Origin of the sequence: Aureimonas sp. OT7 (genome assembly GCF_014844055.1) — a bacterium.
Classification (GTDB): domain Bacteria; phylum Pseudomonadota; class Alphaproteobacteria; order Rhizobiales; family Rhizobiaceae; genus Aureimonas; species Aureimonas altamirensis_A.
The window spans coordinates 1,207,339-1,227,046 of the sequence record NZ_CP062167.1 but is presented as its reverse complement, the minus strand read 5'-3'; the positions used below and the strand labels follow the sequence as shown (position 1 = coordinate 1,227,046).

The 19,708-nt window shown below is 66.4% G+C and carries 20 protein-coding genes; 4 read left to right on the top strand and 16 right to left on the bottom strand.

Annotated features, from left to right (window positions below; translation table 11 throughout):
* Nucleotides 1-47: 47 nt before the first annotated feature.
* Both IGS74_RS05925 and IGS74_RS05920 read right to left on the bottom strand, forming a co-directional pair.
* Nucleotides 48-2,081 carry an alpha-1,4-glucan--maltose-1-phosphate maltosyltransferase gene (locus IGS74_RS05925; protein ID WP_206688219.1) on the bottom strand — a complete coding sequence of 678 codons (2,034 nt, stop codon included), beginning with the start codon at nucleotides 2,079-2,081 and terminating at the stop codon, nucleotides 48-50.
* 102 nt (nucleotides 2,082-2,183) lie between these two features.
* Complete coding sequence (locus IGS74_RS05920; protein WP_206688218.1) at nucleotides 2,184-3,140, bottom strand: ABC transporter substrate-binding protein; 957 nt, start codon at nucleotides 3,138-3,140, stop codon at nucleotides 2,184-2,186.
* A gap of 121 nt (nucleotides 3,141-3,261) precedes the next feature.
* Here IGS74_RS05920 and IGS74_RS05915 point away from each other — a divergent pair, with 121 nt between their 5' ends.
* Nucleotides 3,262-3,960 (top strand): FCD domain-containing protein, encoded by a 699-nt coding sequence (locus IGS74_RS05915; RefSeq protein ID WP_192390130.1) that lies wholly within the window; start codon nucleotides 3,262-3,264, stop codon nucleotides 3,958-3,960.
* Between the two features lie 6 nt (nucleotides 3,961-3,966).
* Here the strand turns inward: IGS74_RS05915 and IGS74_RS05910 are convergent, their stop codons facing one another.
* From IGS74_RS05910 to IGS74_RS05855, 12 genes are all read right to left on the bottom strand, one after another.
* Nucleotides 3,967-4,836, bottom strand: a complete 870-nt coding sequence (locus IGS74_RS05910; RefSeq protein ID WP_246722997.1) for a fumarylacetoacetate hydrolase family protein — start codon at nucleotides 4,834-4,836, stop codon at nucleotides 3,967-3,969.
* 83 nt (nucleotides 4,837-4,919) lie between these two features.
* Complete coding sequence (gene guaD, locus IGS74_RS05905) at nucleotides 4,920-6,302, bottom strand: guanine deaminase (RefSeq protein ID WP_192390128.1); 1,383 nt, start codon at nucleotides 6,300-6,302, stop codon at nucleotides 4,920-4,922.
* Nucleotides 6,303-6,367: 65 nt separating this feature from the next.
* Complete coding sequence (locus IGS74_RS05900; protein ID WP_192390126.1) at nucleotides 6,368-7,450, bottom strand: BMP family ABC transporter substrate-binding protein; 1,083 nt, start codon at nucleotides 7,448-7,450, stop codon at nucleotides 6,368-6,370.
* 30 nt (nucleotides 7,451-7,480) lie between these two features.
* Entirely contained in the window at nucleotides 7,481-8,407 is a 927-nt protein-coding gene (locus IGS74_RS05895) for an ABC transporter permease (protein WP_192390124.1), read from the bottom strand.
* A complete protein-coding gene (locus tag IGS74_RS05890) occupies nucleotides 8,404-9,492 on the bottom strand; it encodes an ABC transporter permease (protein ID WP_192390122.1) in 1,089 nt (362 codons plus the stop codon). The genes IGS74_RS05895 and IGS74_RS05890 overlap by 4 nt, the downstream gene beginning before the upstream one ends.
* A complete protein-coding gene (locus IGS74_RS05885) occupies nucleotides 9,485-11,071 on the bottom strand; it encodes an ABC transporter ATP-binding protein (protein WP_206688217.1) in 1,587 nt (528 codons plus the stop codon). Before IGS74_RS05885 ends, IGS74_RS05890 begins: the two co-directional genes overlap by 8 nt.
* 37 nt (nucleotides 11,072-11,108) lie before the next feature.
* The gene (xdhC, locus tag IGS74_RS05880) at nucleotides 11,109-11,948 is read right to left on the bottom strand and encodes a xanthine dehydrogenase accessory protein XdhC (RefSeq protein ID WP_192390118.1); all 840 of its coding nucleotides are present in this window, start codon (nucleotides 11,946-11,948) and stop codon (nucleotides 11,109-11,111) included.
* Complete coding sequence (gene xdhB, locus IGS74_RS05875) at nucleotides 11,945-14,338, bottom strand: xanthine dehydrogenase molybdopterin binding subunit (protein ID WP_192391426.1); 2,394 nt, start codon at nucleotides 14,336-14,338, stop codon at nucleotides 11,945-11,947. Before xdhB ends, xdhC begins: the two co-directional genes overlap by 4 nt.
* The gene (gene xdhA / locus IGS74_RS05870; protein WP_192390116.1) at nucleotides 14,338-15,777 is read right to left on the bottom strand and encodes a xanthine dehydrogenase small subunit; all 1,440 of its coding nucleotides are present in this window, start codon (nucleotides 15,775-15,777) and stop codon (nucleotides 14,338-14,340) included. Before xdhA ends, xdhB begins: the two co-directional genes overlap by 1 nt.
* On the bottom strand, nucleotides 15,774-15,932 hold the full coding sequence (locus tag IGS74_RS05865) for a hypothetical protein (protein ID WP_192390114.1): 159 nt from the start codon (nucleotides 15,930-15,932) through the stop codon (nucleotides 15,774-15,776). The genes xdhA and IGS74_RS05865 overlap by 4 nt, the downstream gene beginning before the upstream one ends.
* Nucleotides 15,932-16,369, bottom strand: a complete 438-nt coding sequence (locus tag IGS74_RS05860) for an urease accessory protein UreE (protein WP_039188485.1) — start codon at nucleotides 16,367-16,369, stop codon at nucleotides 15,932-15,934. The genes IGS74_RS05865 and IGS74_RS05860 overlap by 1 nt, the downstream gene beginning before the upstream one ends.
* Before the next feature lie 7 nt (nucleotides 16,370-16,376).
* On the bottom strand, nucleotides 16,377-16,718 hold the full coding sequence (locus tag IGS74_RS05855) for an MliC family protein (RefSeq protein ID WP_192390112.1): 342 nt from the start codon (nucleotides 16,716-16,718) through the stop codon (nucleotides 16,377-16,379).
* 182 nt (nucleotides 16,719-16,900) lie between these two features.
* Between IGS74_RS05855 and IGS74_RS05850 the strand changes: the two genes are divergently transcribed.
* From IGS74_RS05850 to IGS74_RS05840, 3 genes are all read left to right on the top strand, one after another.
* Nucleotides 16,901-17,338, top strand: coding sequence for a hypothetical protein (locus IGS74_RS05850; protein WP_192390110.1), 438 nt, complete (start codon nucleotides 16,901-16,903; stop codon nucleotides 17,336-17,338).
* Between the two features lie 80 nt (nucleotides 17,339-17,418).
* A complete protein-coding gene (locus tag IGS74_RS05845) occupies nucleotides 17,419-17,841 on the top strand; it encodes a hypothetical protein (protein ID WP_192390108.1) in 423 nt (140 codons plus the stop codon).
* A 164-nt stretch (nucleotides 17,842-18,005) separates the two neighbouring features.
* The gene (locus IGS74_RS05840; RefSeq protein WP_156122198.1) at nucleotides 18,006-18,203 is read left to right on the top strand and encodes a hypothetical protein; all 198 of its coding nucleotides are present in this window, start codon (nucleotides 18,006-18,008) and stop codon (nucleotides 18,201-18,203) included.
* Between the two features lie 19 nt (nucleotides 18,204-18,222).
* Here the strand turns inward: IGS74_RS05840 and urtE are convergent, their stop codons facing one another.
* On the bottom strand, nucleotides 18,223-18,918 hold the full coding sequence (gene urtE / locus IGS74_RS05835) for an urea ABC transporter ATP-binding subunit UrtE (RefSeq protein ID WP_192390106.1): 696 nt from the start codon (nucleotides 18,916-18,918) through the stop codon (nucleotides 18,223-18,225).
* 4 nt (nucleotides 18,919-18,922) lie between these two features.
* The gene (gene urtD / locus IGS74_RS05830; protein WP_246722995.1) at nucleotides 18,923-19,702 is read right to left on the bottom strand and encodes an urea ABC transporter ATP-binding protein UrtD; all 780 of its coding nucleotides are present in this window, start codon (nucleotides 19,700-19,702) and stop codon (nucleotides 18,923-18,925) included.
* Nucleotides 19,703-19,708 lie beyond the last annotated feature (6 nt).

The window sequence follows — 19,708 nt, the reverse complement described above, 5'->3', positions numbered from 1 at the left end:
ATCGTCGTCAGAGGAAAAGCCCCACATGGTGGGGCGGTTCCTTGGCCTCAGGCTGAAATACGCAATACGGCATAGGGGCGCTGAGATGGGGCGATCCACCAATGCTGCACCTTGCCCTGCCAGACGAACTGCCGCCCGTCCGTCAGATCTTCCACCTTCAAGGACCCGTTGTCCGGCAGGCCGAACTCCCACAGCGGCACCTCGAAATGGCCACCCTGCGGGTTGTGCGGGTCGAGACTGACGATGAACAGCAGGAAGGACGACCTGTCCTGCGTCCGCTTGCCGTAATAAAGGATGTTCTCGTTGTAGAAATTATAGAAGGCGAGGTTGCGGAAGTCCTTCATCGCCGGCTCTTCGGCCCGCAACCGGTTGAAGAAGGCGATATCGTCGCGGATGTTGCCGGGCGCATGCCAGTCGAAGGCCCGGATCTCGTATTTTTCCGAGTTCAGATATTCTTCCTTGCCCGGTACCGGCTCGTACTCGCACAGCTCGAAGCCCGAATAGACACCGTAGTTGCCAGCCAGGGACGCGGCCAGCGCCAGCCGGATGCGGAAGCCGGCGCGCCCGCTTGTCTGCAGGTAGAGCGGGTTGATGTCCGGCGTGTTGACGAAGAAGTTCGGCCGCATGTATTCGGCGCACTCCTCCTGCGTCAGCTCGGTCAGGTACTCCTCCAGCTCCCACTTTTCGTTCCGCCACGTGAAGTACGAGTAGGACTGGTTATAGCCGACCTTGGCAAGCCGTTTCATCAGCTTGGGCCGGGTGAAGGCTTCCGCCAGGAAGATCACCCCGGGGTCGGCCGCGCGCACTTCCGCGATCAGCCATTCCCAGAAGGGAAAGGGCTTGGTGTGCGGATTGTCCACGCGGAAGATGCGCACGCCCTTGTCCAGCCAGAACAGCACCGTGTTGCGCAATTCGTACCACAGCGACGGGATGGCCCCCTCGCGGTAGAAGTCCACATTGACGATGTCCTGGTATTTCTTGGGCGGGTTCTCGGCATATTTGATCGTACCGTCGGGCCGCCAGTCGAACCAGTCCGGATGCTGCTTGATCCAGGGATGGTCGGGCGAGCACTGGATGGCGAAGTCCAGCGCGATTTCCAGCCCGTGCGCCCTGGCCTCGTCGATCAGGCGCGCGAAATCGTCGAAGGTGCCGAGTTCCGGGTGGATATCGCGATGACCGCCTTCTTCCGAGCCGATGGCGTAAGGCGAACCCGGCTCGCCCGGGGCGGCGTTCAAGGCGTTGTTGCGCCCCTTGCGGTTGGTCTTGCCGATCGGGTGGATGGGTGGGAAGTAGAGGACGTCGAAGCCCATTTCCTGGATGTCCGGAAGCCGCTTCACGACATCGTCGAACGTGCCATGCCGGTTCACGTCGCCGCTCTGCGAGCGCGGCATCAACTCGTACCAGGCGGAAAAGCCGGCCCGCTCGCGGTCGACCCAGACAGGCACCTCGACCTCGAAGGTCGACAACTCGTCACGCGGGCCCGTCCGGCCCAGCAAGGCCACGGTCTCGTCTTCCTCCAACAGCGCGTAGCGGGCTTCGCTATCGGCTTCCGGCAGTGCGTCGAACCGCGAGATCAGCGCGGCCAACGCCGCCCATTCGGCCTTGGTGCCACGCTTGCCGGCAACGGCGCGGTCCAGAAGGGCGCGCCCCTCCTTCAACTCCAGCGCGATGACCTGCCCGGCATCGCGCTTCTTTCTCGTATCGCTGGCCCAGGTACCGAAGGCATCGCGCCAGCCGATGATGGTAAAGCGCCAGGGCCCCGGCCGGTCGAACACGACTTCGCCGGCCCAGCGGTCGTTTTCGACGAAGACCAGGGGAGTCTCCGTCCAGCCGGCCTCGCCGGCCGGCCGCGTCAGAATGGCGGCGCCGATTTTCTCGTGCCCGTCGCAGAAAACGTCGGCCTCGATTCGCAGCGGCTCGCCCTCGAGCCGCTTGATGGCAAAGCGGCCGCCATCGACAAGCGGCGTCACGCCTTCGATCGCCACGCGGTTGCGCGCGAGCATGCGCAGCCCATCCGGAGCCGGCGGCATGTCCGCCCGCTTCGGGCTGCGCGACTTCTCTTTAGACGATTTGGCATCCATGTCGTCGGTCCCCTGCCCCGTGCGGTGCACTAAAGGGATAGGAATCCTTCAGGACATATCCAGTTCCGCCCGGGCGAAAAAGACCCGGGCGGATGACATTTCTCAGTCGACGGCGTTCCAGCGCTCCACGAACTTGTTCGTGTAGACGGCATTCAGGTCGGCGACGGGCTTCTCGAGGTCGCCCGACTGGCCGAGGCTGTCCTGCCATGCAACCCAGGCTTCGTGGTCCTGGTAGCCGAACCCCTTTGCCGGTTCGAAAGGCGCCTGACGGACGATGATCTGCTCAACCAGCGCCTTGACGAAGTCGCGGTCCTCGGCCTCCTGCGGATTGATCGTGGCGATGTGATCCACCACCGCATCGATGTTTTCCGGCTTCTCGGCGAAGCGGGCTCCCTTCACGACGGCCCGCCCGAACCGCTCCACCACATCGGGGTTCTCCTCGATATAGGCGGTCATCGCCGCAAGCCCGTTGCCGAAGAACTTGCGGAACCGGTCGGGGGTGATGTTCCGTACCGGGATGCCGCGACTGTTCAGGATGGCGGCATCGCCGGTCGCCGCCGCATAGGCGTCGATATCGCCGCGCGAGAATGCCGCGATGGCCAGTCCGCCATCGCCCACCACCAGGAAGGAGTAGTCGGCGCCTTCCGTCATGCCGGAATCGTTGAAGATCGAGCGTGTAAAGGCGGCCTCCGCGCCGTCCGCCGTGCCGATGCCGATGACTTTGCCCCTGAGCTTCTCCGGCGTATCGGCATCGGACGCCTCGGGCACGACCAGGCCATAGGAGCTGTTGGGATTGAGGCGGTAGAGAAACGTCACATCCAGATTGCGCGCCCGTGCCGACAGGAATGGGCCGGCGCCCGGATTGCCGATCTGCGCCTGGCCCGATGCCAGCGATTGCAGGACCGCGCCCGAACCGTTCAGCGCCTCCACGCGGACGTTGAGCCCTTCATCCTCGAAATAGCCCTCGCCCAGCGCCACCGTGATCGGCAGCAGCGGCACGTAGCTTGGGTTGGGGGTCGCGATGATGATGTCCTCCGCCCGCGCCCCGGTGGCTGCCACCAGCACCGCTGCGACAAGCGAGACCAGGATCTTCCTGTGTTTTTACATTTTTTATCCTCCCTAGAAAAATAATGCATTATAATGTCGCTTCTATCGACGACATCCGGCCTGCGACATCCTCATGCTCGAAACGACCATTCCGGAACACGCTCCCCCCGCCAGGTCGACGGCGGCCAGCACGGCCTTCGCCGCCATCCGGCGCGATATACTGAGCGGCGTGCTGGCACCGGGGCGCAAATTGCGGATCGACGGTCTGTGCAAGGCCTATGGCGCGACGATCAACCCCCTGCGGGAGGCGCTGAACCGCCTGACCTCCGAGGGCCTCGTCACCCAGGAAGACCAGCGCGGCTTCTCCGTGGCGCCGATCTCGCTGGAGGATTGGCGCGACGTGGTCCGCGCGCGTTGCCTGATGGAGGGCTGCGCCCTGGGCGAGGCGATCCGCCGTCGCGACGAGGCGTGGGAAGAGCGCGTGGTCGTGGCCCTGCACTGGCTGTCGCGCACCCAGCATTGGAGCGCCGACGAAAAGACCGCCAACCCTGAATGGGGCCCCCGGCACAACGCGTTTCACGACGCCCTCCTTTCCGCCTGCGGTTCGCAGATCATGCTGGCCTATTGCCGGGAACTTCGGGAGCGGGCCGATCGATACCGGCACATCGCTTCCACCAACTTCAAGCGGCGCGACTCGCTGGACGAGCATCGAGCCATCGCCGATGCGGCGATGGCCGGCGATACGGAACTGGCCGTTGCCCGGCTGACGCAACACTACATGACGACATTCGCCGTCATCGAGCGCTATTTCGGCCGCATGCCGGCGGCCTGACGCCGGTCAGGCCGCGGCTACCACCGGGTTTCGGAGCGCGGGGATACCCTCGATCTCGATCTCGACGACATCCCCCGGCTTCATGAAGACCGGCGGTGTACGCGCCTGTCCGACACCCGAGGGCGTGCCGGTGGCAATCAGGTCTCCCGGCTCCAGCGTCATCGCCTGCGAGGCATAGGCGATGATCCGGGCCACGGAAAAGATCATGTCGTCGGTATTGCCGTCCTGCATGATCGCACCGTTGAGGCGCGAACGAATCCAGAGGCCCGCGCCCCCCGAGGGCAGTTCGTCCGCCGTGACGATGGCGGGGCCGTAAGGGCCCGTCGCATCGAAGTTCTTGCCGGCCGTCCATTGCGTCGTATGCTTCTGGAAATCGCGCAGCGAACCATCGTTGAAGGCCGTGTATCCGAAGACGGCCTCGAGCGCCGTCGCCTCATCCACGTTCCGCACGCGCTTGCCGATCACCACGACGAGCTCCGCCTCGTAGTCGAGCCGCTCCGAGGCTTGTGGCGCGACGATCGCGCCGCCCGGCGGCAACAGGCTGGTGCGCGTGCGCAGGAACAGCGTCGGGAACTCCGGCACCGGGCGGTCGCGCCCGCCCTCGCGGATGTGCTCCAGATAATTGAGCCCCATGCAGAGGAACTTCCCATGGCCCGGCACCGGTTCGAGCAGTTCCGTCTGCGAAAGCGGCAGGCCGGGCGTGGTGGCGGCCGCCAGAGCCGCACGGATGTCCGACAGCAGCACGGCGCCGCCGCCGATCACGCCGATCATCGTATCGGGAGAGCCCGGAACGAGGTCCACTACGGAATGGACCTGGCCGTCCACCACGACGCCGACAACCGGCCCGCGTACGGATTGATAAGTGACGAGCTTCAACTTTTCCTCCCGAGACCGTCTTTTCTCGATTAGAAAATGTTTTTTATTCGATGTCCAGAAACTTCGCACAAATTTTGAGGCAGCTATTGCTGAGCCTGCGCCGCACCCTCCCGGGGATCGCCCGAATGGGTTTCGCCGTCCTGCCTTGCCGGCAACCCCTTCCCGCTGCGCAGATAGGCCGGGTGACCGCCGACATAAGTTGCCGCTATGGCCCGGTCGTCGCCCATCATCAGGAGCGCGAACAGCTCGTCGTGGAGGCTGTCGGCGCGCTGCATCCTGTGTCGCATCTCCGGCGTGGCATACGGGTCCAGGACGACGAGGTCGGCCTCCATCCCTTCCGCAATCCGGCCGATCCTGTCGCCAAGGTTCATCGCCTCGGCATTGCCCGCGGACATCCAGTAGAAGGCCTCGACGGCCGTCATCCGCTCGCCCCGCAGCGCCAGCACCTTGTAGCCCTCGGCCGCCGTTACCAGCATCGAGTAGGAGGTGCCGCCGCCGATATCCGTTGCAATGCCGGTGATGACGCCCGCGGCCTGCAGGCCCTGCCTGTCGAACAGGCCGGACCCCAGAAAGAGATTAGAAGTCGGGCAGAAGATCGCACTGCCCTGCCGCTCGGCCATGGATGTGCGCTCACGCTCCGTCAGATGGATGCAATGGCCGAACAGGGCGCCGCGCCGCACCAACCCGAAACGCTCATAGACGTCCAGATAGTCCCGCGCCCACGGGAACAGCTCCGCGACGAAGGCGATCTCCGCATGGTTTTCCGACAGATGCGTCTGGATGGCCATGCCGGGGTTTTCGGCCGCCAGCGCGCCAGCAACTTCCAATTGAGCCTCCGTCGAGGTCGGCGCGAAGCGGGGGGTGATGGCATAGGACAGGCGGCCGACACCGTCGAAACGCTGGATGAGCGCCCGCGACTCCTCATAGGCGCGCTCGGGCGTGTCCGTCAGCGTTTCCGGGGCGTTGCGGTCCATCATCACCTTGCCGGCGGTGATGCGCATGTTACGCCGGGCAGCCTCCTCGAACAGGCTTTCGACCGATTGCGGATGCGAGGTGCAATAGGCGGCGGCCGTCGTCGTGCCATTGCGCAGCAGCGTATCCAGAAGAAAGCGCGAGGCCGCGTCGCAGACGGCGCGGTCGTGATAACGGCTCTCTTCCGGGAAGGTGTATTTCGACAGCCAGTCCAGAAGTTCGGTTCCGTAAGAGGCGATCACCTGCGTCTGCGGCATATGCAGATGCGGATCGATGAAACCGGCCATCACGATATTGGGCCGGTGGTCCGTTATCCGGGTGCCGGGGGGCAGCAGCGGCGCAATATCGGCATAGTCGCCCACCCGCTCGATCAGCCCGCCACGCATGACGACGAGGCCATCGGCATGGTGGATCGGCTGCCCCGCGTCGGCACCGAAGGTGAATATCCGGGCGCGGAGCGCGGTTATGCCTTCGGCCGCGATCTCGTGGTTCATGCCGATGGCTCCTGTCGTGTATGCCGGCGCGGCGACAAGGGCCGCGCCGGTATCGTTCGTTAGGCTCAGTTACGCACGCCCTCGACGTACCAGTCCATCTTGAGGAGATCCTCGTCCGAAACGGTCTGGCCCGCCGGCACCTTTTCGGCACCGCTCTGGTCGTTGATGGGGCCGGCGAAGACATGGTAGCTGCCGTCGATCGTGCCATCCACGATCTTCTGGGCGGCGGCCTTCACGTCGTCGGGCATCTTGTCGTTGAAGGGCGACATCACGACCTCGCCCTCCTTCATGCCCAGCCACACGTTCTGCGTCTCCCAGGTGCCGTCCAGCACCGCCTGCACGCGCTGCACGTAATAGGGCCCCCACTGGTCCACGATGGCCGTCATGTGGGCATTCGGCGCAAAGCTCTGCATGTCCCACGCCTGACCGAAGGCGATGGCGCCGCGCTTCTCGGCTTCCTGCAGGGGCCCGGGGGAATCGGTATGCTGGGTGATGACGTCGGCGCCCTGGTCCAGCAGCGCGCTGGCGGCCTGCGACTCCTTGGCCGGGTCGTACCAGGAGTTCACCCACACGACCTGCGTCTCGAAATCCGGGTTCACCTTGCGGGCTGCCTGCGTGAAGGCGTTGATGCCCATGACCACTTCGGGGATCGGGAACGAGGCGACATAGCCCGCCTTGCCGGATTTCGACATCATGCCGGCGATGGTGCCCAATACGGCGCGGCCCTCGTAGAACTTGGCATTGTAGGCGGCCATGTTCTCGGCGGTCTGGTAGCCGGTCGCATGTTCGAACTTCACGTCCGGAAACTGCTTGGCCACCTTCAGCGTCGGGTTCATGAAGCCGAACGAGGTGGCGAAGATGATGTCGTTGCCATCCTGCGCAAGCTGGCGGATGACGCGCTCGGCGTCGGGCCCTTCCGCGACGTTTTCGACATAGGTCGTCTCGACCTTGTCGCCGAGCCTCTCCTCCAGGAACTTTCGTCCCTGGTCGTGCGCGAAGGAATAGCCGAAATCGCCCACCGGGCCGACATAGACGAAGGCAGCCTTGACGGGGCCGTCGTGCGGCTGGGCCGAGGCCGTGCCGGCCACGGCGAAGGACAGGAGCGCGGCGGCGCCCAGCATGAGCTTGCGGCGGGTGGTGGCGAACATGGACTGTACTCCTCTGTCGGTTCTAATCAGTCAGGCAGTGGGGCGGAACGGCTTGCCCAGGCAAGCCGGCGCGGTATTCCTGGCGCTTGCCTTGCGCGCCGAGATCAAAGCCAGCACGACGATCGTCGCGATGTAGGGAAGGCTGGTCAGGAACTCCGGCGCAAGCCCCGACCATCCGGCGGCCTTGGCCTGCAGCTCCAGCGTGATGACCGCGCCGAACAGGTATGCGCCCAGCAGCAGCCGGCCGGGCCGCCATGACGCGAAGACGACCAGGGCGATGGCGATCCAGCCGCGCCCTGAGGTCAGCCGCTCGGCCCACATGGGCGTCAGCACCAGCGAGAAGAAGGAGCCGCCAAGACCGGCCATCGCCCCGCCGAAAAGCACCGCGAGATAGCGCACCTTCAGGACGGGATAGCCGATGGAATGGGCCGAGGTATCGGACTCGCCGACGGCCCGCAGGATCAGCCCCGCGCGGCTGTATTTGAGGAACCACCAGACGGCCAGGGTCAGCAGCAGCGAGGCATAGACCAGCGGCGAATAGCCGAAGACGACCCGCCAGATCGGGTCCTGCGCCATGGCAACCGGGAAGATGCTGCCGAAGGCCGGCGTCGTCATGCCGACATAGTTGGCCCCCACGAGCGCCGAGACCCCGGTGCCGAAAATGGTCAGGGCGAGGCCCGTGGCGACCTGGTTTGCAGCCAGCGTCAGCGTGAGATAGCCGAAGATCAGCGAGGATGCGGCAGCGGCGGCCATCGCGGCCAGCGCGCCGAGCGCCGGAACCCCGGTGCTGACGGACACGATGAAGGCGGTCACGGCGCCGATGAGCATCATGCCCTCGACGCCGAGGTTCAGCACGCCGGACCGCTCGACCACCAGCTCGCCGAGCGCGGCGATCAGGATCGGGGTCGCGGCGGCGACGACGGCGACGAAGATGGCGACGGCGAATTCGGGCGTCATGCCTTTGCCCCCTCGCGGCCGAAGGCCAGCCGGTAGCGCACGAAGATATCCGACGCCAGCAGGAAGAACAGCAGCATCGCCTGGAACACGCCGATGGCAGCGGCCGGAAGGCCGATACCCGTCTGGGCGCTTTCACCCCCCACATAGGTCAGAGCCAGCACCAGCGCGGAGACGATGATGCCAAGCGGGTGAAGCCGGCCGAGGAAGGCGACGATGATCGCGGTGAAGCCGTAGCCGGTGGGAAACGAGGGCACCATCTGCCCGAACGGTCCTGACGCCTCGAATATGCCGGCCAACCCCGCGAAACTGCCGCCGGCCAGAAGGCACAACCAGACGATGCGCCCTTCGCGGAAGCCGCCATAGCGCGCGGCATTGGGCGCCAGGCCGGCCACACGCACCTCGAAGCCTGCGATGGTGCGCGCCATGACGAACCAGACCGTCAGCGCGGCGACCAGCGCCAGCGGAATGCCGAGATGGATCAGCGTGCCAGGAACCACGATCGGCAGCGTCTGGACGGAAGAGAACATGGCCGTCTGCGGGAAGTTGAACCCCATCGGATCCTTCCAGGGGCCGCGCATCAGATAGTACAGTAGCTGGATGGCGGTATAGTTGAGCATGAGGCTGGACAGGATTTCGCTGACGCCGAGCCGCACTCGCAGAAAGGCCGGGATGGCGGCATAGAGCGCGCCCCCGGCAATGCCTGCCACGACCATGGCCGGCAAAATCCAGGGTCCGTCCATGTCGAGCGTCAGGAGGGCGATGCCGGTGCCGGCGAGCCCGCCGACGACATACTGCCCTTCGGCCCCGATATTCCAGACATTGGCGCGGAAGCCGATGGACAACCCCAGGGCGATAAGCGCCAGCGGTGCCGCCTTCACCAGGAGATCCTGCCAGCGATAGGGGTTGAACAGCGGCGTCACGAAGATTTCGCGTACGGCCCCCACCCCGTCATAGCCGAGCAGGGTGAACAGCAGCGCACCGACAAGCAACGTCGCCACCACGGCCAGCGCCGGGGACAGATAGAGCATGGTGCGCGAGGGCTGCAGCCGGGGCTGGAAGCGCAGGAAAGGGCCGGCGTTACGCATGGGGGCCCGCCTCCGTCCCGGAGCCTTCCACGGCGTGTGTCTCGCCTGCGCCGTCGCCATGGACGCCGCCCATGAGAAGGCCGATCTCGTCCAGCGTGATGGCACCCACTGGATGCGGCTCCGACAGGCGGCCGCCGTTGATGACCGCGATCCGGTCGCAGATGTCCAGAAGCTCGTCCAGGTCCTGGCTGACGACGACGACGGCGGACCCGCGCGCCGCGAGGTCCAGCATGGATTGCCGGATGAAGCCTGCCGCCCCGGCATCGACACCCCATGTCGGCTGGGCGACCACCAGCACGGCCGGCTCCTGCATGATTTCGCGTCCCATGATGTATTTCTGCAGGTTTCCGCCCGAAAGGCTGGCCGCGGCGGCCTGTGGCCCCGTCGCCCGCACGGAGAAGGCGCGGATGATCTCGGCGGCATAGGCGGACGCCTTGCCGAGCTTCAAGAGCCCGCCGGATGCCAGTCCCCGGCGCTGGCGCGCGGACAGGATGGCGTTTTCGGCAAGGCTCATGGCCGGCACCGCTGCATGGCCGTTGCGCTCTTCCGGCACCGTGGCAAGGCCCGCGGCGCGCCGGCCCGACACGCCCCGCGCCGTGATATCGACGCCGTTCAGGGTGACACGCCCCGTCAGCCCGTCGCGCGATTCACCCGCGAGGGCGGCGACCAGCTCGTTCTGGCCATTGCCCGCAACGCCTGCAATGCCCAGCACCTCGCCGGCCCGCACGGCAAAGGAGATATCGGCAAGCGTGGTGCCGAATGGCGGCTCGCCCGGCAGGCCCAGGCGCTCGACCAGCAGTTTCACCGGCCCATCGGTCGTGCCGCCGTGCCGGGAGACGTCGGAGAGCGTCGCGCCGATCATCATCTCGGCCATGGAGCGCGCCGTTTCCCGGGCAGGGTCGCAGGTGGCGACCACCTTGCCGCCGCGCAGGATGGTGGCGCTGTCGCACAGGGTGCGGATCTCGTCGAGCTTGTGTGAGATGTAGAGGATGGAGCAACCCTCCTGGCGCAGCTTGCGCAGCGTGGAGAACAGCACCTCCACCTCCTGCGGCGTCAGCACGGAGGTCGGCTCGTCCATGATGAGGATGCGCGGCCGCCCCAGCAGCGCCCGGACGATCTCGATGCGCTGGCGCTCGCCGACGGACAAGGTGTGGACGTCGCGATGCGGATCGAGTTCCAGCCCATAGGCCAGCATCACTTCGGCGATCCGTCCCTCCAGTTCGCGGCGGGGCGGCGGCTCGTCCATGCCGAGGGCGATGTTTTCCAGCACGGTCATCGCCTCGAACAGGCAGAAGTGCTGGAACACCATGCCGATGCCATGGGCCCGCGCTTCCCGTGGGGAGGCGATGTCCACCATCGTGCCGTCGATGGATACGCTGCCTTCGTCGGCCTTCTGGACGCCGTAGATGATCTTCACCAGGGTCGACTTGCCGGCGCCGTTTTCGCCCAGCAGCGCATGGATGCGCCCCGGCTCGACGGCGAAGGAGACGTCGCTGTTGGCCACCACACCTGGATAGCGCTTCGTCACATGGCTGAGCTCGAGCCGTGGCGGCATGGTACTCCCGTTATCGATCGACATCCCGCGCGAAGGCTGGAATGTTTGTTTTATGCACGGCCTATGGGCATGTGCAAAGCCTGTGCATCGGGTTTTCCACGTCTGTACCCATGAAGTGAACGAGAAGCTCGGATGCAACCATGGCGGCAATGACTTCGGGGCGCTTGTCGCGCACCTGGCGACCGCCGATCGGAAGATGCAGGCGCATCGCCTGACCGCCCAGCCCCGCTTCCTCCAGATGCCGGTTGAACCGGACCCGCTTGGTGGCGGAGCCGATCATGCCGACATAGGCGGCATCCGCGCGCGCCAGCGCCGACGCGGCAATATGGAAATCCAGGGCATGGTCATGCGTGACCACAAGGAAGGCGGCCTGCGCGGGCGCCGCGGCCACTGCCTGCTCCGGCAGCGGCATCGCGCGCGAATCGATGTCGGAGGGCAGTTCGGCCAGAAGCTGCGGCCGGGTGTCGACCACGGTGACGTGGAAGGGCAGCGGCTGCAGCGCGAGGGCGATGGCGCGGCCGGTATGGCCGGCACCGAAGACAAGAACCGGTATGGCGCTGCCGCTTGCCGCCGCCTCCGCCCGGCGGACGCCGTCCAGCACCCCCGCATCCAGGCGTTCGAGCGAAAGCTCGACCCGTCCACCGCAGCACTGCCCGATGGCGGGGCCGAGCGGCACGTCCATGAAGCCATCCGCCGTGCCGGAGGCGATCATCGACCGGGCCTTGCGGATGGCCTCCATTTCCAGCGCGCCGCCGCCGATCGTGCCCTTGGAGCCGTCCGGCGTCACCATCATCGCCGCACCCGCCTCGCGCGGGGTGGAGCCGTGCGCGGCCAGGATACGAACCAATACGGCAGGCTCCCCCGCCGCGAGCCGATCCGCCAGGGCGACCGACAGCTTCATCGGGCGCGCACCGCGTTGACGGCGGCCAGGACGCGTTCCGGCGTCGCCGGCGCGTCGAGCGCCGGAAACGTCCGGTAGTCACCGGCGGCCAGCACGGCATCGGACAGGGCCGAAAAGACCGATAGGGCCAGCATGAAGGGCGGCTCGCCGACGGCCTTGGAGCGGTAGATGGTGGCGGCCGGATTGCGCCCCTTGTCCCACAGTCGGATGCGCAGGTCGTCGGGGCGGTCGTTGGCGGTGGGGATCTTGTAGGTCGAGGGCGCATGCGTGCGCAGGCGGCCCTTCGCATCCCACCACAACTCCTCGGTCGTCAGCCATCCCATACCCTGGATGAAACCGCCCTCCACCTGCCCGAGGTCGATGGCAGGATTGAGCGACGTGCCGACATCGTGGATGATATCGGCGCGCAGCAACCGGTTCTCGCCCGTCAGCGTATCGATGGCGACCTCGGAAACGGCCGCCCCATAGACGAAGTAATAGAAGGGCACGCCGCTGGCGCTCTCCCGGTCGTAGTGGATGCCGGGCGTGGCGTAGAACCCGGTGGCAGACAGGGAAACCCGCGCAAGATAGGCCTCCCCGACCAGATCCTCGAAGCGCAATTCCTTGTCGCCGATGCGCACGCGACCCGGCAGGAACGCCACCTGCCCGGCGGAAACCGCGTAGCGCGACACCGCATAGGCGACCAGCCGGTCGCGGATGGTGCGGGCCGCGGCCTGCGCCGCCATGCCGTTCAGGTCCGTGCCCGAGGAGGCCGCCGTAGCCGATGTGTTCGGCACCTTGCCCGTGCTGGTGCCGGTGATGCGGATGCGCTCCACGTCGATCTGGAATTCCTCGGCGACCACCTGCGCGACCTTGGTGAACAGGCCCTGCCCCATCTCGGTGCCGCCATGGTTCAGCTGCACCGATCCATCCTTGTAGACATGCACCAGCGCGCCGGCCTGGTTCAGATGCGAGGTCGTGAACGAGATGCCGAATTTGACCGGCGTCAGCGCAATGCCCTTCTTCAACACGGGGCTGTCGGCGTTGAACGCGCGGACGGCGGCGCGCCGCGCGCGATAATCCGATGTTTTCTCCAGCTCGTCGACGATCTCGCCGATGATGCTGTCCGTGACGGGCATGTGGTAGGGCGTCACCGCATCGCCACCCGCCGGGTAGAAATTGCGCCGCCGCACATCGAGTGGATCGACGCCCAGCTCGAAGGCGATGCGATCCATGGCGCGTTCGATGGCCACCATGCCCTGCGGCCCGCCAAATCCGCGGAAGGCGGTATTGGAGACGGTATGCGTCTTCAACCTGCGCGAGTGGATGCGCGCGGCCGGCAGCCAATAGGCGTTGTCCGCATGAAACATCGCGCGGTCGGCGATGGCCGCGGAAAGATCGCGGGAATAGCCGCATCGCACGGCATGGGCGAAGTCGGCGGCCAGCACCCGGCCGGCCTCGTCGAAGCCCACGGCGTAGACCGTGCGCATCTCGTGTCGCTTGCCGGTCATCTCCATGTCGTCGTCGCGGTCGAGACGGCATTTGGCGGGCCGGCCCGTGCGCGCCGCCACAAGCGCCGCAACGCTGGCCATCAGCGCCGGCTGGCTTTCCTTGCCCCCGAAGCCTCCACCCATGCGGCGCACGTCCACCGTCACGGCATGGTCCGCCAGGCCCAGCGCCTTGGCCACATTGTGCTGCACTTCCGAAGGGTGCTGCGTCGACGACCGCACGACGATGTCGCCGTTTTCCTGGGGCAGGGCATAGGCCACCTGCCCCTCCAGGTAGAAATGATCCTGACCGCCGGTCTCGACCTGCCCTTCCACCCGGCGCGGCGCGGCAGCCATGGCGGCGGCCACGTCGCCGAGCAGCATCTCATGCGGGGGCAGAAGGTCTTCTCCCTCGGCATCGGCGAGCGCGATGGCCTCGTCGATGGTGTTGGCCGCCGGCAGATTCTCGTAGTCCACGATTGCCAGCGCGGCCGCCGCGCGTGCGGTGGCCAGATCCCTCGCCGCCACCGCGAACAGCGGCTGGCCGACATAGAAGACATACCCTTCCGCAAAGATCGGATCGTCGCCGAAGACGGGGGAATAGTCGTTCCTGCCGGGCACATCCGCCGCCGCCAGCACGACGGCCACGCCGGCATGCGAGCGCACCGCCGACAGGTCCATCGCGGCGATGCGCGCATGGGCGCGCCCCGACATGGCGATGTGCACCTGCAGCGTGCCGGGCAGTTCCGGGTCGTCGTCGGTGTAGCGCGCCGCCCCGCTGACATGCAGGGGCCCGCTATCGTGCGGGATCGCCTGTCCGACGCCGCCCTTGAGATGCGCGCGCGGCTCGGGCGGTTTCTCGTGCAAGGCCTCCGGCGGCACGGTGCCGGCCTCGCCCCTGTCCTGGATGCGGGTCTCGTCCATCATGTCAGCTCCGACAGGCGCGTCGGCGCGCCTTCGAGTTCGAGCCGGAATCGTTCGAGGCAGGCTCCGGCCACCTCCAGACGGTAGGCCGCGCTGGCCCGCATGTCGGTGAGCGGCGAAAAATCCTCGGCCAGGGCAAGCCGCGCGCCGGCGACCGCCGCCGCATCGAAAGGCCGGCCCAGCAACGCGGCCTCCGCCGCACGCGCCCGCTTCGGCGTGCCCGCCATTCCGCCATAGGCAAGCCGCGCCTCCACGACGCGGCCATCGGCCCCGCGCTTCAGGAGGAAGGCGGCAAGCACGGCCGATATGTCGGAGTCCATCCGCTTGGAAATCTTGTAGACGGCGATATCCTCGTCGTCCGCCGGGCGCGGCACTTCCACGGCGGCGACGAATTCGCCCTCCTGACGGTCCTGCCGCCCGTAATCGATGAAGAAATCCTCCAAAGCGATGCTGCGCGCGTCGTCGCCCCTGCGCAGGTGCAGCCGTGCGCCCAGGGCGATCAGGGCGGGCGGCAGGTCGCCGATTGGAGAGCCGTTGGCGATATTGCCGCCGATCGTTCCGGCGCTGCGCACCTGATAGCCGGCGAAGCGGCGCATCATCGCGCCGAGCGCCGGGTGGATGTCGGCCAGCGTTGCCAGCGCCTGCCCATGCGTCACCGCCGCGCCGAGATAGACGCGGCCGGCCGCCTCCTCGATCATCGCCAGATCCCACACCCTGGAAACATCGATCAGCACCGGCAGATGGCGATGCTGCTTGGTCACCCAAAGGCCGACATCCGTTGCGCCGGCCACCAGGATGGCGTCCGGATTGGCTGCATAGAGATCGGCGAGGTCGTCGCTGTCGCGCGGTCCGTACCAGACGCCGCCAGCCGCGCAATAGGCCTGCACTCCAGGCCCGCGCAGCGCGTCCAGCCGGGTCGCCAGCGCCGCGTCGCCCTGCGCCGTATCGGGCGGTGTCAGGCTTGCCAGCTCCGCGCCCGCATCGACGATGGGCCCGTAACCGGTGCAGCGGCACAGATTGCCGGACACGGCGTCCTTCACCGACTGCCGGTCGCCGAGCGCGCCGTTCAGCCATGCGGTGTGTAGCTGCATCACGAAACCCGGCGTACAAAAACCGCACTGGCTCGCATGGTGGCGCACCATCGCCTCCTGCAGCGGGTTCAGCCCGTCACGCGCCAGATGCTCCACCGTCTCGACCGCCTTTCCGTGCAGCGCCGGCATGAACAGGATGCAACTGTTCATCGCGCGGCGACGGATGCCGCCCGCGCCGTCCGGCTCGCTGACAAGGATCGTGCACGCCCCGCAGTCGCCCTCGGCGCAGCCTTCCTTGGTGCCTGTCAGGCGCTCCCCGTAGCGCAGATGATTGAGCACCGTGGTGGTGGGCGCGATGCCCTCGGCATGGCGCTCTTCCCCATTGAGCAGGAAACGGATGGCGGTCATGCGCGCTCCTGAGCGGCGGCGGGTCGGATCGGACAAGCCGCATCTTCGAGGATGGCGAGGGTGACGTCCAGCCCATTCCCGCGCCCCATATGGATGGCCGCCGGCACGATCATGCCGCGATCGTCGGCCATTGCGCGGATGCCTGCGGCATACATCACCTCACATCCGCCGTCGCACCGGCGGCCGGTTCGAAGACGGCTTCCACCTCATCCAGCGTGCCGCCAAGCCCGCGTACCATCTCGGCAATTGCATCGTCGCGCCTGATCAGCAGGCGATCGTCGGAAATCGCGGTCGGCAGATGGCGGTTGCCAAGGTGCCAGGCCAGTTCCAAAAGGTGCGCCGTGTCGCGACCGCGCACGGCATAGACCTCTTCCGGCTTGGGGCGCACCTCCACCAGCCGCCCGTCACCCAGCACGATGGCATCGCCTGCCCGAAGCGTCACGGCCTGTGCGAGGTTCAGCAGGAAGGCGATGCCGCCATCCGAAACCATGGCCATGCGGCGTCTCATCCGCTGGCTTTCGTCCAGGGTTATGGTATCGGCTAGGGGACCTGGCCCGGCCTCGCGGGCAATAATGGTTTCAGCTTCGATCACGCCGGTTTCAAGCCTTCTTCTGCGTGCATGTCACGGGAGCATCGTCGGTTTTCATCTCGTCGGACAACGTCACGCTGTCCCCCTTGCCCCACCACACATACTGGCGCGCAGCGTAGCGCGCGCCCGAGCCGGACATCACGTTGACGAACACGATGGGCGCGCCGTCGATGTCGACGACCGCCAGGCTGTTCTCGCCTACATTGATATAGTCCGCGGTACGGTCGACGCCGTCGGAACATGAATAGGCGACGCTCGTCCGCTGGACCTGTCCGGGCAGATTCAGCTCGACCGGGGCGGCGGACGCGGCCACCGGCGCGAGCAGCATGGCGGCGGCAAAGAGGCGGTACATGGCGGGCGCTCCGTTGCGATAGTCTCCTCACCTTAGATAAAGTCCGATTGCGAACAGGAAATAGTGCTTGCGCCAATGCGGATCGGCCTGCGGCCGCAAAACTTCTCGCAATCGCCCTAGATGGTTATGGTCGGGCCCGATCTCGACGATCGGGCGGCACAGGCAAGGGAAGGGAGACTCCCATGGATACCCGAACAGGCCTCGTTCTTGCGGGGCTGACCGCCCTTGCGACGATGCTTGCCGCTGAAACGGCGGCACAGCCCTATGAGCCGGGTCCCCTTGGCCGGGTGCCGGGCTCTTCCGTTTCCGGCATGCGGATCGACGGTGCGCCACGCGTCCGGCGCAATGTCGACATTCCGCGCGCCAAGGTGTTCGGCGACACTGTGGAGGAGCGTGCCTACGGGCGCGAGTACGACGACAGCTACCTGCGCCCGAAGGTCGTGCAGCCTCGTGCCGCCCCTCCCGTGGAATTGCGGGCAACGGAGGGCCGGTCCGATCTCAACACCATCAATTCCGGCGTCTTCTCGCGGTCGGACCCGGGGGTCATCAGCCGCAGCGGCGTCACCCGCCCGCAGTTGAAGCCACCCCGTGTCAGGGACCGCGCCCGCATCGTGGAATAGGGCTTTGCAACCGGACGGAACCACGTCACTCTCGCACAAGTTGAGTCGACGGTTCCGCTTCCAACACAAGGATCTTAGCCATGGCCGTATCCAGGTTTTCCATAGCAATCGTGACGGCCCTGGGCTTCAGCCTTCCCGCCGTGGCGCAGGACCTCGGCGGAGCGGGTGCCGGCGGCGGCTCGACGCCGAGCCTCGGCGGCGCGGGCGTTTCCGTGGGCGGAACGGCCAGCGGCGTCGGCGCCGGACCCAGCCCGGCGGCTTCTGCCGGCTCGTCCAGCATCAACAGCCTGAATGTCGACGATGCCGCCCGCACGGGGGATTTCGGGGCGGCCACCGGCATTGGCGGCGCCTATGGCGGCACGGATGATTTCCAGTCTCTGGCCGGGACGGGCCCTTCCCGCCTCTACGACATCCCGCGCCCGCATGTCGGCGTGCAATTGGAAGAGATCCGCTCTGCGCTCCGCATGTGGCCGAGCGCGACACCGAAGCCGGACGGATCCTGAGGGTGGCGCATTCGCGCCATCCAGCGCGCTGACGCAACCGAATGACCATCGTTTCCGTTAACCATAAGCGTATTGAACGGTGCGTGGGCCGGTCACATATGAAGACAAGTTTGCATTGCAAGCGTATTCAGGCCCCGCATCACCGACTGGTGGAAACGGAAACCATGAAACCCCTCATCGCCCTCGCCGGAGGGCTGACCCTGGTAGCCTTGTCGTCCGGCGCGGCCGGAACGGGCGCGTCCGACACGACCCGCATCGTCACCATAGGCGACCGGACCGGGCCTGCCTTCTATTCCGCCATTGAAGGGCGCTACCGCTTCGTCGAGAAGGACGGAGGCATGGTCGCGGACCTACCGCGCTGACGCGGCGGCGCATGGTCGCCTAGACGGTCAGGTGCCTGCGCACGGACGGATCGTCCAGATCCTCGCCCACACCATTGAATACGATTTGCCCGCGATCCATGATGTAGACCTTGTCTGCCAGATCGCGGCAGAAATCCAGATACTGTTCCACCAGCAATATCGCCAGCCCCGCCTCTTCCTTCAGGAAGCGGATGGCCCGCCCGATGTCCTTGATGATGGATGGCTGGATGCCCTCGGTCGGCTCGTCCAGCACCAGGAGGCGCGGCCGGGCGACGAGTGCCCGCCCTATGGCCAGTTGCTGCTGCTGGCCGCCCGACAGGTCGCCGCCGCGCCGGCCCAGCATACTCTTCAGTACGGGGAACAGTTCGAAGACATGGTCGGGAATCGTCATGTCGGCGCGTTTCAGCGGCGCATATCCGGTCATCAGGTTCTCGCGCACCGTCAGCAGTGGAAATATCTCGCGCCCCTGCGGCACGAAGCCGATACCGCGCCGGGCGCGGCGGTAGGGCGCTTCGCCGGCGATGTCGGCGCCGTCGAAGCCGATGGCGCCCCGCCGTATGGCCTGCTGCCCCACGATGGCGCGCATTAGGCTGGTCTTGCCGACGCCGTTGCGCCCCAGGACACAGGTGATCTGGCCCTGTCCCGCCGTCAGCGAGACGCCGCGCAGCGCCTGCGCCGCGCCGTAATACAGGTCGATATCGTCGACTTTCAGCATGTCCTCAGCGCCCCAGATAGACTTCGATGACGCGCGGATCGGCCGAGACCGCGTCGAGCGTGCCTTCCGCCAGCACATGGCCCTCGTGCAGGCACGTCACCTTGACGCCAAGCTCCCGCACGAAATGCATGTCGTGCTCCACGACCACGACGGACCGCGTCTCGGCGATCTCGCGCAGCAGGCGGGCGGTTTCTTCCGTTTCGGCGTCGGTCATGCCGGCCACCGGCTCGTCGATCAGCAGCAGCTCCGGGTCCTGCGCCAGCAGCATGCCGATCTCCAGCCACTGCTTCTGCCCGTGGCTGAGGTCCGCCGCCATGACGGTGCGCCTTGCCGTCAGCCGCGTCACGTCCAATATGGCGGCGATGCGCCTGGACTGGGTCGCGTAGGCATTGAAGAACAGGGTTCCGAAGACCCCGCGCGTGCCTGCCATGGCCAGGCTGAGATTGTCGGTGACGGTCAGGTTCTCGAAGACGGTCGGCTTCTGGAATTTGCGTCCGATGCCGAGATTGGCGATCTCCGCCTCGTCGTGGCGCGTCAGGTCGACCGAGCCTCGAAAAAAGACTTCGCCCGTATCGGGCCGGGTCTTGCCGGTGATGATGTCCATCATCGTCGTCTTGCCGGCGCCATTGGGACCGATGATGGCCCGCATCTCACCCTTGCCGATCACCAGCGACAGGGCATTGATGGCCCTGAAGCCGTCGAAGCTCTTGGAGACGTTGTCGAGGTAGAGAAGCGAGCCGCCCTTGTCGGGCTGGCTCGGCATGCCGATGATCTGCGTGCTCATATCCAC